Genomic DNA, 13021 nt, shown 5'->3' with positions numbered 1-13021 from the left:
GGTAAGAAGAAGCAAACAGAACGTCATTCCGAGCGAAGCGAGGAATCTTGCCAGCGCAGTAGAATCCTTCACTACACGGGCGAGATTCCTCGCTCCGCTCGGAATGACGTGCTTACTTTGTCACCCCATCACCCCATCACCTGTCACCTGTCACCTGTCACCTGTCACCCCATCACCTCATCACCACAGAAGAAATGACGCCTCTGGTTACCATTGTGGCGCTTTGCTACAACCACGCCCGCTTCCTGCGGCCCGCGCTGGATTCCATTCTGGCCCAGACGTACCCGCGGCTGGAGGTGTTTCTGGTGGATGATGGCAGCACCGACGACAGCATAGCGGTGCTGCGCGAGTACGCTGCCGCGCATCCGGAGTGGAAAACGGTTTTTCTGCCCCAAAACATCGGCAATTGTGCGGCATTCAACCGGGCTTTCTTCCAGAGCCAAGGTGAGTTTCTTATCGACTTCGCCACCGACGATATCCTGCTGCCCGAGCGGGTGGCGCGGCAGGTGGCGCGGTTTCAGGAGCTGGATGCCAGCTACGGCATGCTCTACGGCAACGTGGCTCTGCACACCGAGGCCGGGGAGTTTCAGCGGCTGTTCCACGCGCCCGGTCCTACGGGTGCGCTGCAGCCGGCTCCCGCGTCGGGCTGGGTATTTGAGGACGTGCTACGCCGGTTTTTCATCAGCGCGCCGTCCATGATGATGCGGCGCGCCACGCTGGAGCAGCTCAACGGCTACGACGAAACGCTGGCCTACGAGGACTTCGATTTCTGGGTGCGGGCCTCCCGCAACTGGCAGTTCAGCTACCAGGACGAAATCCTGACCGAAAAACGCCTGCATCCGCGCTCCATGTCGGCGCAGGGCTACCGGCCCGGCGACCCGCTGGTGGCCTCCACCATCCGCATCTGCCACAAAGCCGCCGCGCTCTGCCGCACCGCCGCAGAGCGCGAAGCGCTGGCCGAGCGGGTACGCTGGGAGCTGCGCCAGGCCGCCCGCTGGGGCAACCTCCCCGAAGCCCGCGACCTGTACGCCCTACTGCGCGAGCTGGGCGGCGCCGGGCTGATTGAGCACGGAATAGGAGCGTATCTGAAGGTGAGGGGGTGATGAGGTGAGAACGTCATGCAGAGGCGCAGCCGAAGCATCTCGCGTGGGCCTCACCCCCCGGCCCCCTCTCCTGCAGAGAGGGGGAGCCAGACGAATATTTTCAGGTGATACAGTTTTAGGGAATTAGCCCGCAAGCGAGATTCCTCGCTCTGCTCGAAATGACGTTCTTATTTTGTCACCTCATCACCTCATACAACTCCACCGGTCCATCCTGTGCAACTAACTGGCGGCGGGGGAACCAGGTCAGCATGGAGTCGGCGGAGTATTGGATGAGCTTGCGGGTGAGCTCGTCGTTCTGCAGGGTGGCGCGGTTGAGCAGCAGCCACGATTTGTCGCCGGGGCGGCGGGCTATGGAGTCGCGCCGTGCGAACCGCTCGTAGTGCAGGCCGGGGGTGGGGCGGAAGCCGTAGTAGAAATCGGCGTGCCGCAGCAGCATATCATCGGTGAACACCACCCCGCGGCGGCTGGCGGGCAGGTGGGTTTTCAGCAGCCGCGCCTGCGCAAAGTGAGCCGATACGCTGGGCTTGCGCATGTAGTACACCGGCCGCACCAGCAGCAGTAGCGCCAGCGTGCCCAGCAGCAGCGCCCCAAAACCCGAGGTGCCCGGCGTGAGCCAGCCGGGCAGCCTGCGTACGTAGCGCAGTCCGGCTACAGCCAGTAGTAGCAGGCCCAGCCCACCGTACAGCACCGATACGCCGTTGTGCAGCCAGCCCGCAAAGCCCAGCAGCACCAGCCCGATCAGCCAGCTTCCGCGCCCGGTTTGCCAGAGGTTGCGCAGCCCAAACCCGGCCGCCAGCGCCAGCGGCGGCAGCAGCGGCGTCACCATGCGGGCCTGCAGCGAAATCGGGTTGTACTCGTGCAGGGAGGTGCTGCCCCACCAGTAGAACGCCAGCGTGCTGGCCGCCAGCGCCACCCAGAACCCGGCCTCATCGTCAGACGTGGCCGCATCTGCTGGGCCACCCGGGCGGCGGCGGCCGAAGCCGGCGGCTACGGCCAGTACTAGCATCACGCCCATACCCAACGCCACAAAAAAGTCGAGCGGCTGCCACGTTACGCGGCCCAGCAGAGCCTCGGCGTGGCCCTGCACGTAGTTGCCGTCGCGCATGTAGGCGTTGGTTTGCTCGATGATGTGGTAACGGTAGAGCACGTCGCCGGTGAGCAGCTGGTAGTAGAGCAAGTAGGCGGCCAGCAAACCCGCGCTCGTCAGCAGCGCCGTGCGCCACAACCGGCCGTGCTGCTTCCGCCAGGTATCCAGCGCCAGCAGGCCCAGGTAAAAGGGCAGGTAAAACACGATGGTTTCCTTACTAAGCAGCCCCGCGAAGCTCAACACAGCGAAGCCCGCGCCCCAGGCCACCGGTCGAAGCTGCCCTGCACGCCGCCCCGCCAGCAGCGCCGCCGCCCCGGCCAGGCACCAGAACATCAGCACGTTGTCGGGGTAGAGATAGATGCTCAGGTTGAGGGTGAAGTAGTGCAGCCCCAGCAGCAGCACAGCGCCGGCTGCCACCAGCGGCTCGCGCCGCCGGTACAGCTGCCAGATGATGCCGGCGCAGCCCAGTGTACACAGCAACGGCCAAAGCGTGGTGCTGATAATGTTCACGCCCAGCAGCCGGTAGAGCGCCGCCACGGGCCCGAAAATCAGCAGGCGCTCCTGCAGCGGGTCGTGAAGCAGGTGCTGCGGGTCGGGGAGGGGGCGGTAGGTGCCGCTGGCCAGGGCCTGCGCGTAGCGGGCGTAGAGGTAGTCGTCGAGGTCGTAGAGGCCCTCGTGGGCCAGCCCAAAAAAGGCCACGGTCACGACCAGCACCAGCACCAGGGCCAGCGTAGGAAAGCGGAAAAGCAGGCGGTGATTCACACCGGCAAAGATGGTGATTAAGTGGTGAGGTGGTTTTTGGTGATGAAGTTATGAGGTGATAGGGGGCACGTGACAGGTGACAAGGAATAAGGGGTAATGCGAGAACGTCATTCCGAGCGGAGCGAGGAATCTCGCGTGCTGACGTTTCTGCGCTGGATTGGAAGGCTTGCGGTTATTCAGGGGCAATTTTGTAGCGTCTAGGCAAGGAGTGGAGGGGCAAGGGCAGCCGCTTGCCCGCAGTCGTTCGACAGCCTTTTTGCTGCGTACATTTACAGCACAGCTATAGCACAGCGTCAGCACGCGAGATTCCTTGCTCCGCTCGGAATGACGTTCTTCTCTTGTCACCTGTCACCTGTCAATCCATCACCTGTCACCCAGAAAAATGCCAGCTAAACTAATCCGACGGGTGCTGCTGCCGGCGCTGCTGCTGCTGGTCGTGGGGTGGGGGCTGGGGGCGTACTGTGAAACCAACGACGACGTAGCCATCATGCAGTTGCTGCGCGGCACCAGCGCGGCAACTCCCGTCACCGACCTGCACCTGTATTTCCACGGCCTGGGCGCCGCGTTGAGCTGGCTCTACCAGGTGGCGCCTGCCGTGCCCTGGTACGCGCTGCTGCTCTACGGCCTGCTCTATGCCGCCACCGTCGGCGCCTTCACCTTCCTTGACCGGCTGCTGCTGGGCCGGCTGCCGGGCCCCTGGATTGCGGGGCTGCTGACGTTGTTTTTCCTGGTGGCCTGGCTGGAGCACGGCTTCTGGTTCAGCTACGTGCGGGTGCCGCTGCTGCTGGCGGGCGTGGGCGTGCTCACGGCCGCGCAGCGCCCCGCCAGCCGCGTCGCGCTGGCACTGGGGCTGCTGGCCTTCGGGTTGGGCTGGCTGATTCGGCCCAGCGCAGCCGTACTGGGGCTGCTGGCGGCCGCGCCGGGAGCGTGGTGGCTGGGCGGCCGCCGGGCTCTGCCGATGCTGGGTGGGGCGGCTGTGGTGGCCATAGCTGGGGCCCTCTGGCTGAACCTGACCTGGAGCCCCGCCACGGCCACTTTCCGCCGCCTCGATGTGCGCAAGTCCAACCTGCTGGACTTTCAGCTCTACCAACCCACCATCGGCCTCTCGCCCGCCGACAGCCTCGGGCTGGCCGCCGCCCGGCACTGGCTGCTGGCCGATTCCACGCTCGTAAACGAGCGACTTTTCGACCGTGCCGCGCCCCTGCCCACGCCGGCCTATTTCCTGCGCACCCTAGCGCCAGCCAAGCTCCGGCTGGCGCTGCCGCAGCTCCTGCGCGACTATTTCCCGCTGCTACTGCTGCTGGCGGCCAGCGGCTGGCTGCTGGCTGCCGCAACGGGGCGGCCCCGTGGTTTTTGGCTGGTGCAGGCTCTGTTTGCCGGGTTGGTGCTGGCGCTGGCCGCGGTGCTCAAGCTGCCGCCCCGCCTCGCGTTGCCGCTGCTCGATATCTGGCTGCTGGGCAACCTGGCGGCGGTGCTGCCGGTGGCCGGACGGCGGGCGCCCTGGGTGCTGCTGGGGGCGCTGGCGCTGGTGGCCGGGCCCTACGCCTACAAAACCGCGCACCGCGCGGCTGTGCTGGGGCAGGAGCGGCAGCACAACCAGCTGGCCCGGCAGCAGCTGGGCTGGCTTACGCGGCAGCGCGGCAGCGCCGCCTCGCAGCTAATCGTGTCCGACGCTTTCGAGGCCACCGGCAAATCGGAGTCGCCTTTTGCAGTAGGGCCGCTGCTGCCGGGCCACTATTCCGGCACCTCCCGGCCAGAAGCCCGCTATATGCCCGTGGCTGGCTGGCTGACGCTGCATCCCTCGCAGGCAGCATGGCGGCGGCAGCTCACCGGTACGCGCCATTTTCCCGAGAGCCTGCGCCGCCTGGCCAGCCGGCCCGGCGTAGCTTGGATTCTCACGCCCGAAACGGCCGCCATTATCAACCGGCAGCTCGCCCGGCCGGCCGGGCCGCGTGTTCGATTAGTACCAATTCTACCCCGGGCGCTGCCTTTGCAGGGGGCGAGAATTCAGGCCCGCAACGCCAGAACCGGCGCTGCCCGGGCCTATGAAATGCGCGGGAACACAGCGCAATAATCGAAAAGGCCATAATTTTATAGGCGGCGTTCCGGACTTATTCGGTGCAATACCGGGTAGTGGTTATATACCTTTGGGTCACTCTCCTTTTCCCCTATTGCTTAGTTCCACTGCCATGATTGCCACGACCATCACCCGCGGAGAGGTTTTGCAGCACCTCGAGCCGTTTTTGCGCGAAAACCTGGGCACCTTCCTCAAAAGCGTGGAAGACAGCTGGCAGCCCGCCGACTACCTGCCCGATTCGCGTCTCGAAAACTTCTTCGATGAGGTAAAGCTGCTGCGCGAGCGTGCCAAAGGCCTCAGCTACGACCTGCTGGCCGTACTTATCGGCGACACTATCACCGAGGAAGCCCTGCCCAACTACGAAGCTTGGTTTCATCAGCTCGATGATCTGGGTCGCGACCCCAACAATGGCTGGGCCCAGTGGATCCGGGGCTGGACAGCCGAGGAAAACCGCCACGGCGACCTGCTCAACCGCTACCTCTACCTGAGCGGCCGCGTGAACATGCGCGAGTTCGAGGTCAGCACGCAGTACCTGATTGCCGACGGCTTCGACCTAGGCACCGCTCACGACCCGTACCGCGCCTTCGTGTACACCAGCTACCAGGAAACGGCCACCAACCTCTCTCACCGCCGTGTGGGCCAGCTGGCCCGCAAAGTCGGCGACGACGGCCTCTCCAAGATCTGCGGCATGATTGCCGGCGACGAAAACCGCCACGCCCGCGTCTACAAGACGTTCGTGGAGAAAATTTTCGAAGTTGATCCTTCGGAAATGATGCTGGCCTTCGAGGACATGATGCGCAAGAAGATTGTGATGCCAGCGCACTACATGCGTGAAATGGGCATCGAGATGGGCAAAACCTTCGGTCACTTCACCGACGCCGCCCAGCGCCTCGGCGTGTACACCAGCCAAGACTACACCGACATCCTCGAAACCCTGCTCACCGACTGGAAAGTAGCCGACGTAACTGGCCTCACCGGTCCTGCCGAGAAAGCCCGTGACTACGTGATGGCCCTGCCCAACCGCCTGCGCCGCGTCGCCGACCGTATGTCGGTGCCCAAGCTGGAATACCGCTTTAAGTGGATCGACTAACCTAATCACGGATTTTTCCGGATTAAGCGGATTAGTCGGATTTTGTAGTCGACACTGATCCGGTCTCTTGTCAATTAACTGAACACATAAAAAAGGAGGCTTGCCGTTTGGCAAGCCTCCTTTTTTTGCTTTCCGGCTACGTGATAAGTCGGCTACAAAATCCGCCCCATCCGTCTAATCCGGAGAAATCCGTGATTCTTACTGGCCGTCCATTACCTGGCCCATGGTCCATTTGCCGTCGGCACCCAGCTTGTAGGTGATGGTGCGGCTGGTGGGGGTGGTAGCGGCCGGCGTGGTGCCGTCAGTGGTAGAGGCCGTGGCGGTAGTTACCGGGAACGAGCGGCTGAGCATGCCGTTGCTGAGCATGTACGTGTCTTTGCCGCTGTAGCCGGTGGCGGCGGTACCCGTAATCATGCCGGGCGAGGTTACGGGCGTGTAGCCCCGCTCGCCGAACTCGTAGCCGTAGAAACCACCGTTGGCCGAAGCGTTGTCGGTGAAGATGTACAGTTCGGGCTTGCCGTTGCCGTTCAGGTCAGCCGAAACGGCGTCGCGCACGGCACCGTTGATGTCAACCCGTACGGGGTCGGCCGAGAGAGCCGAGCCGCGGTAGGCGCGGATGGTGAGCTGGCGCTGGGCGCTTTCACCGGTCGTGCGAATCTCGAAGCGGGAGTCGCCCTGCGTGATTTCGCGCGTGAAGCTCACGGGTTCGGTAGAGGCCGTATTCTCTACGGTTGGAGTGCTGGAAGAGGTGTCTTCCACTGCCGTACGCGACGAATCACAGGCAGTGGCGGTAACCAGGGCAGTGCCGAGTAAGGCGAAAATGGGAGCTTTCATAAAAAGTGGTTAGGAAGAGTGGTACAAGTTGCTAGCCCGACCGAGTGCGGGCCTTCGGCCCCGAAGGACCGGTGAAAGAGCAATCCAAGCGGGCCAATGAATAATGATAGGCCACGCAGAGAATGCGCAATATATACGCAAGGTACCTCATTCTCGGTCAAATACAAATTAAAAACGGACAAATGCCAGTATTGTATTTTCTGGATGGGCAGCAGTACAACCAACTAGGGGCTTGACACCGAGCCTGATCATGAACGGCATACAGACTGCTAGGTTCCTACTAGCTTGCTGAGGCAAATTGGCGTAAAAAAGCCGGAAGCCAATGCAAAGCGTGAACGGCTTTCATCGGCTTCCGGCTTTCAGATAAAGCGTAGGTTTAGCTTTGCACTTGTACGCCTTTCCAGAAGGCCACCCGGCCCTTAATTTGCTGGGCTGCCTCCTTGGGTTCGGGGTAATACCAGGCGGCATCTTTGTTCAGCTCGCCGCTTACGCGCAGGGAATAATAGCTGGCCCGGCCTTTCCAGGGGCAGGAAGTGTGCGCAATGCTGTCCTCGAAAAACTCCCGTTTGATAGAATCGGCCGGGAAATAGTGGTTATTTTCAACGACCACGGTTTCGTCGCTTTCGGCAATGACGGTGTTGTTCCAGATGGCTTTCATGGGTAGTCGGGTTTTAGTTGTTAGTTGTCAGGTTGTAGTTGTTGGCTGTCTGGTTTCGTACTAACAACTGACAACCAACAACTGGCAACTACTACCTACTCCCCCGACAACTAAAAACCGGCTTCCGTTGTTCTAAAAGCTCACTCCCCCAATTTTTATGTCCGCAGGCTTTCGTTTTCGGGATTTCGTGCCCGAGGAGTCGACTGAGAAAGGCTTCGACTCCCTTTTCAAGATATTTATGCAGCTGGTCACCATTACCAGCGGCGACGTGGGCGAGGCGCTTTCCTGGCTGAACGAGCTGGATAAGCAGTACGGCCTCACCGACGACGGCTACGGCATGGGCGACTTCATCGAGGACCTCAAGAAGAAGGGCTACATCGACGAGAACGAGCAGGAGCCGGGCTCGTTCAACATCACGGCCAAAAGCGAGCAGACGATTCGTAAGTCGGCGCTGGAGGAAATCTTCGGCAAGCTCAAGAAGTCGGGGCAGGGCAACCACCGCACGCCCCACACCGGCCAGGGCGACGAGCAGAGCACCGACATGCGGGAGTTCCGCTTCGGCGACTCGCTCGACCAGATTTCCATGACCGAGAGCATCCGCAACGCCCAGCTCAACCACGGCATGGACGGCGACAACTTCATGCTGACTGAGGGCGACCTGGAAGTGCGCGAAAACGAGCACAAAAGCCAGACCAGCACCGTGCTCATGATTGACATTTCGCACTCGATGATTCTGTACGGCGAGGACCGCATCACGCCGGCCAAGAAGGTGGCAATGGCTTTGGCCGAGCTGGTGAAGCAGAAGTACCCCAAGGACTTCCTCGACGTGATTGTGTTCGGCAACGACGCCTGGCAGATTGAGGTGAAGGAGCTGCCCTACCTGCAGGTGGGCCCCTACCACACCAACACCGTGGCCGGCCTGGAGCTGGCCCTGGACCTGCTGCGCAAGCGCAAAACGCCCAACAAGCAGATCTTTATGATTACCGACGGCAAGCCCACCTGCCTGAAGGAAGCTGGCGGCTACTACAAAAACTCGTTCGGGCTCGACCGCAAAGTGGTCAACAAAACCCTGAACCTGGCCGCCTCGGCCCGCCGCATTAAAGTGCCCATCACCACCTTCATGATTGCCGACGACCCGTACCTGCGCCGCTTTGTGGAGGAATTCACGGAGGTCAACCAGGGTAAGGCGTATTACTCGTCGCTCAAAGGCCTCGGCCACATGATTTTCGAGGACTACAAGCGCAACCGCCGCAAAAACGTGTAACGGCTGAACGGCCTCGCAGTAGCGCGAACTTTGTAGTTCGCGCTACTGTCTACCTCTTTCCATTCGCTCATTCTATTCTCCCTTCATGCCTTCTTACGATTCTCTCTCCGCCGACCAGCTCCAGCAAATCACCACCCTCGGTGCTCTGAAGCAGGCGGGCTATCAGCCGCGCTCCGTGAAACAGGAGCTGCGCGACAACCTGATCAAGAAACTCCAAAGCAAAGAGGACGTGTTTCCCGGCATCTTCGGCTACGAGGAAACCGTGATTCCCGAGCTGCAGCGCGCCATTCTGGCCGGCCACCACATCAACCTGCTGGGCTTGCGCGGCCAGGCCAAAACCCGCATTGCCCGCCTGCTCATCGGCCTGCTCGATGAGTACGTACCGGTAGTGGCCGGCTCCGAGCTCAACGACGACCCGCTGCAGCCGCTGTCGGTATTCGCTAAAAACCTGATTGCCGAGCACGGCGACAACACGCCCGTGACCTGGATGGGCCGCCAGGACCGCTACACCGAGAAGCTGGCGACCCCCGATGTATCTGTAGCCGACCTCATCGGCGACGCCGACCCCATCAAAGCGGCCACGCTGCGGTTGCCGTATTCCGATGAGCGGGTGATCCACTTCGGCCTGATTCCGCGGGCGCATCGGGGCATTTTCGTGATTAACGAGCTGCCCGACTTGCAGGCCCGCATCCAGGTGTCGCTGTTCAATATTCTGCAGGAAGGCGACATCCAGATTCGGGGCTTCAAGGTGCGGCTGCCGCTGGACCTGCAGTTTGTGTTCACGGCCAACCCCGAGGACTACACTAACCGTGGCTCTATCGTAACGCCCCTCAAGGACCGCATCGACGCCCAGATCATCACGCACTACCCGAAATCCATCGAAATCGGCAAGCGCATTACCAAGCAGGAAGCCCGCATCCAGGACGTGCAGAAAGGCATGGTAACCACCAACGAAGTGATTCATGACCTCGTGGAGCAGGTGGCCGTAGAGGCCCGCGCTTCGGAGTTCGTGGACGCCAAGTCGGGCGTGTCGGCCCGCCTCACCATCTCGGCCTACGAGCAGGTAGTGGCCGGCGCCGAGCGCCGCGCCCTCATCAACGGTGAAGCCACCACCTACGTGCGCCTCGGTGACTTCATTTCGGCAGTGCCGGCCGTGACGGGCAAGGTGGAGCTGGTGTACGAAGGCGAGCAGGAGGGAGCCGGCATCGTGGCCGAGAAGCTGATGGGCAAGGCCATCCGCACCCTGTTCCTGAACTACTTCCCTGACCCCGACAAAGCCAAGAAGCTTAAAGGCCGCCCCTCGCCCTACAAAACGGTGCAGGAGTGGTTCGGCTCAGGCCACACCGTGGATTTGCTCCACGATGCCAGCACGAAAGACTACCGCGCCGTGCTCGACCAGGTACCCGGCCTGCGCGACATCGTGACGGAGCTGCACCCCAACGAAACGCCCGAGCACACCTACTTCCTGATGGAGTTCCTGCTCCACGGCCTGAGCGAGTACAGCCTGATTTCGCGCAACCGCCTCACGGCCGGTGCCCAGTTCAAGGACCTGCTCAGCAGCATGTTCACCATGCCCAGCTTCGGCGAGGACGACAACGAGGACGACGAAGACGAGAAGCCCCAGCGCGGCCGCCGTCGGTAGCCAAAACCAGTAGCGCGAACTTTGCATTTCGCGCCCTCGCGCCGTTCAGACGATTGCAACGGTGCGGGGACGCGAACTACAAAGTTCGCGCTACAAAAACGCCCCGCGTACCGAAAGGTGCGCGGGGCGTTTAGCGTTTGGATAAGCTGGCAGTTACGCTTGCTCGGTTACCACGATTTTCTGAATCTCGTCGTTGGCCTGAATCTGGTCAATCACGTCGAGGCCTTCTACCACTTTGCCGAACACGGTGTGGTTGCGGTCGAGGTGGGCAGTGTTCTGGCGGTCATGCACGATGAAGAACTGGCTGCCACCGGTGTTGCGGCCGGCGTGAGCCATGCTCAGGGCGCCGCGCTCGTGGTACTGGTGGTCGCCGGTCAGCTCGCAGTCGATTTTGTAGCCGGGGCCGCCGGTGCCGGCCATGCCTTTGGCACCATCGCGCGAGTTGGGGCAGCCGCCCTGAATCACGAAGTTGGGGATGACGCGGTGAAACTTCAGGCCGTCGTAGAAGCCCTGCTGGGCCAGGTCGGTGAAGTTCTTCACGGTTTTGGGAGCATCTTGTTCGTAGAACTCCACTTTCATCACGCCCTTGTTGGTGTGGATTTCGGCAGTCTTCATAAGGAAGGAAATTAGGATTAACGGCACCTATACGCAGGGCCCGGGTCCGCGGGTGCGGTACCGGGCGCAAAGGTAACCAATTCAGTTGCGGCATAAACATCCGGGTGCCGCAACAGTTTCGTAAGCACACTACCACGGCGCCCTCCGACCGGAGCCGCCGCCTTTCCACCAATCCACTTTCCGTTTTTATGAAAAAGAATCTGCGCACCGCTTCCCTGAGTGTTCTGTCGGCTGGCCTGCTCTCGTTTGCCTTGGCAAGCTGCGGCGACAACAAAACCGCCGAAACCACCACCATGACCGACATGGCCACTACTGTCGACTCCACGGCGATGATGACTGACTCGGCCCGCATGGCGAAGCCCGAAGGCGTGATGGTAGACGGCGTGGCCATGACGCCTGATAAGAACATCGTGCAGAATGCCGTGCAGGCCAGCAGCGTAACCACGCTGGTGAAGGCCGTGCAGGCCGCCGGCCTCGATGGCACGCTCAGCGGCCCCGGTCCGTTCACGGTGTTTGCCCCCACCAACGCTGCCTTCGACAAGCTGCCCAAAGGTGCGCTCGACGGCCTGCTCAAGCCCGAAAGCAAAGACAAGCTGAAAGGCGTGCTCACCTACCACGTAATTGCCGGCCGCCTGCTGGCCCAGGACCTGAAAGACGGCCAGAAACTGACCACCGTCAACGGTCAGCAGCTGTCGGTGATGGTGAAGGATGGCAAAGTGATGCTCAGCAACGGCAAAGATGCTCCAGTGAACGTGGCTACGGCCGACGTCATCTCTAGCAACGGCGTGACGCACGTTATCGACGGTGTGCTGCTGCCCACGGCAGAGTAGTATTGCTCATCTGACACGCTGAATAAGGACGTCAGATGAACACAAAAAAGCCGGCCATTCGGCCGGTCGTTTTTGTGGGTGTTGTGCTGGCTGTAGGGCTTGCCGTCGGGCTTGGCTTACAGCCCGGCGCCGTCGGTGATGCGCTCGGCAAAGCCGGCCCAGTCGCCCTGCTCGCCTTTAGCCACGGTGGTGGAGAGGTGGTCGTGGAGGATGTTGGCGAAGGGCATGGGCACCAGGTGCGTGCGCGATTCATCCAGCACCAGGCGCATGTCTTTGCGGATGATGACCGGGGCCGCGCCTACGGGCTGGTAGTGGCGCTCGGCCACCAGCTTGCCGTAGCCTTTGTAGATGGGCGTGTTGAAGAGGGTGGAGGTGAAGAACTCGTACACCTGCTGCCGGTCGAGGCCGCTTTTCTGGGCCAGCGTGAAGGCTTCGGCCATAGCCTCGATGGCAGCGCCCAGCATGAAGTTGCCGCAGAGCTTCACGGTGCTGGCTGCGCCGGGGTCGTCGCCGAAATCGTGGACGCCCTGGCCGAGGGCCTCCAGCAGCGGCGCGAGGCGTTGGCGGGCGCTGGCTTCACCGGAAGCGGCCAGCCAGAGCTTGGCCGCGGCCGCCACGTCGGGCTTGCCAAAGACGGGCGTGGCTACCAGGGTGCTGCCGTGCTGGGCGTGGGCTTCGGCCAGGCGGCGGTTGGTGTCGGGGGCCACGGTGCTGCACGAGGCGTGCACGGCGCCGGCGGGCAGAGCAGCGACCAGCCCATCGGGCCCCAGGCACAGCTCCAGTAGGGCGGCGTCATCCGTGACCATGGAGAACACAAAGGCCGCGTCGGCAACGGCGGCGGCGGGGGTGGCGGCCACGGTGGCGCCCAGCTTTTCGAGGTCGGCGGCTTTGCTGGCCGTGCGGTTGTAGACGGTGAGGCGGTGCCCGGCCTTCAGAAGGTTTTTGGCCATGGCCTCGCCCATATTTCCCAGGCCGAGGAAGGCTACGTTATGCTGTGTCAAGAGTGTTTTTTGGTGATGAGGTGATGAGGTGATGAAGTTATGAGGTGACAGGTAACAG

At 62.1% G+C, this 13021-nt stretch carries 11 protein-coding genes; 6 read left to right on the top strand and 5 right to left on the bottom strand.

Annotation, left to right across the window (positions count from 1 at the left end):
- Nucleotides 1-194: 194 nt before the first annotated feature.
- A complete protein-coding gene (locus N008_RS18965; RefSeq protein ID WP_052381747.1) occupies nt 195-1103 on the top strand; it encodes a glycosyltransferase family 2 protein in 909 nt (302 codons plus the stop codon).
- A 175-nt stretch (nt 1104-1278) separates the two neighbouring features.
- Here N008_RS18965 and N008_RS18960 read toward each other — a convergent pair whose 3' ends face one another.
- Nucleotides 1279-2952, bottom strand: coding sequence for a hypothetical protein (locus N008_RS18960; protein ID WP_044017878.1), 1674 nt, complete (start codon nt 2950-2952; stop codon nt 1279-1281).
- Between the two features lie 382 nt (nt 2953-3334).
- Here N008_RS18960 and N008_RS18955 point away from each other — a divergent pair, with 382 nt between their 5' ends.
- Entirely contained in the window at nt 3335-5026 is a 1692-nt protein-coding gene (locus N008_RS18955; protein WP_156109412.1) for a hypothetical protein, read from the top strand.
- A 115-nt stretch (nt 5027-5141) separates the two neighbouring features.
- On the top strand, nt 5142-6119 hold the full coding sequence (locus N008_RS18950) for an acyl-ACP desaturase (protein ID WP_044017876.1): 978 nt from the start codon (nt 5142-5144) through the stop codon (nt 6117-6119).
- Between the two features lie 198 nt (nt 6120-6317).
- On the opposite strand, the gene N008_RS18945 is transcribed toward N008_RS18950, so the two are convergent.
- Entirely contained in the window at nt 6318-6953 is a 636-nt protein-coding gene (locus tag N008_RS18945) for a hypothetical protein (protein ID WP_044017875.1), read from the bottom strand.
- 376 nt (nt 6954-7329) lie between these two features.
- Nucleotides 7330-7611, bottom strand: coding sequence for a DUF427 domain-containing protein (locus tag N008_RS18940; RefSeq protein ID WP_044017874.1), 282 nt, complete (start codon nt 7609-7611; stop codon nt 7330-7332).
- A 157-nt stretch (nt 7612-7768) separates the two neighbouring features.
- Here N008_RS18940 and N008_RS18935 point away from each other — a divergent pair, with 157 nt between their 5' ends.
- Together N008_RS18935 and N008_RS18930 are read left to right on the top strand one after the other, a co-directional pair.
- Nucleotides 7769-8875, top strand: coding sequence for a vWA domain-containing protein (locus N008_RS18935; protein ID WP_044017873.1), 1107 nt, complete (start codon nt 7769-7771; stop codon nt 8873-8875).
- Between the two features lie 85 nt (nt 8876-8960).
- Nucleotides 8961-10517, top strand: a complete 1557-nt coding sequence (locus N008_RS18930) for a sigma 54-interacting transcriptional regulator (protein WP_044017872.1) — start codon at nt 8961-8963, stop codon at nt 10515-10517.
- A 153-nt stretch (nt 10518-10670) separates the two neighbouring features.
- Here N008_RS18930 and N008_RS18925 read toward each other — a convergent pair whose 3' ends face one another.
- Nucleotides 10671-11132 (bottom strand): peptidylprolyl isomerase, encoded by a 462-nt coding sequence (locus tag N008_RS18925; RefSeq protein WP_044017871.1) that lies wholly within the window; start codon nt 11130-11132, stop codon nt 10671-10673.
- Nucleotides 11133-11320: 188 nt separating this feature from the next.
- Here N008_RS18925 and N008_RS18920 point away from each other — a divergent pair, with 188 nt between their 5' ends.
- A complete protein-coding gene (locus tag N008_RS18920) occupies nt 11321-11962 on the top strand; it encodes a fasciclin domain-containing protein (RefSeq protein WP_044017870.1) in 642 nt (213 codons plus the stop codon).
- Nucleotides 11963-12078: 116 nt separating this feature from the next.
- Here the strand turns inward: N008_RS18920 and N008_RS18915 are convergent, their stop codons facing one another.
- Nucleotides 12079-12996, bottom strand: a complete 918-nt coding sequence (locus N008_RS18915; RefSeq protein WP_410471205.1) for an NAD(P)-dependent oxidoreductase — start codon at nt 12994-12996, stop codon at nt 12079-12081.
- Between the last annotated feature and the right edge of the window lie 25 nt (nt 12997-13021).

Source organism: Hymenobacter sp. APR13, from assembly GCF_000737515.1.
In the GTDB taxonomy this organism is placed as follows: Bacteria; Bacteroidota; Bacteroidia; order Cytophagales; family Hymenobacteraceae; genus Hymenobacter.
The sequence above is the reverse complement of the archived record's forward strand: the minus strand, read 5'-3'. Positions and strand labels throughout refer to the sequence as shown.

Coding starts and splice junctions, on each gene's coding strand:
- N008_RS18965 (WP_052381747.1), top strand. CDS start 195: ATGACGCCTCTGGTTACCATTGTGGCGCTTTGCTACAACCACGCCCGC.
- N008_RS18955 (WP_156109412.1), top strand. CDS start 3,335: ATGCCAGCTAAACTAATCCGACGGGTGCTGCTGCCGGCGCTGCTGCTG.
- N008_RS18950 (WP_044017876.1), top strand. CDS start 5,142: ATGATTGCCACGACCATCACCCGCGGAGAGGTTTTGCAGCACCTCGAG.
- N008_RS18945 (WP_044017875.1), bottom strand. CDS start 6,953: ATGAAAGCTCCCATTTTCGCCTTACTCGGCACTGCCCTGGTTACCGCC.
- N008_RS18940 (WP_044017874.1), bottom strand. CDS start 7,611: ATGAAAGCCATCTGGAACAACACCGTCATTGCCGAAAGCGACGAAACC.
- N008_RS18935 (WP_044017873.1), top strand. CDS start 7,769: ATGTCCGCAGGCTTTCGTTTTCGGGATTTCGTGCCCGAGGAGTCGACT.
- N008_RS18930 (WP_044017872.1), top strand. CDS start 8,961: ATGCCTTCTTACGATTCTCTCTCCGCCGACCAGCTCCAGCAAATCACC.
- N008_RS18925 (WP_044017871.1), bottom strand. CDS start 11,132: ATGAAGACTGCCGAAATCCACACCAACAAGGGCGTGATGAAAGTGGAG.
- N008_RS18920 (WP_044017870.1), top strand. CDS start 11,321: ATGAAAAAGAATCTGCGCACCGCTTCCCTGAGTGTTCTGTCGGCTGGC.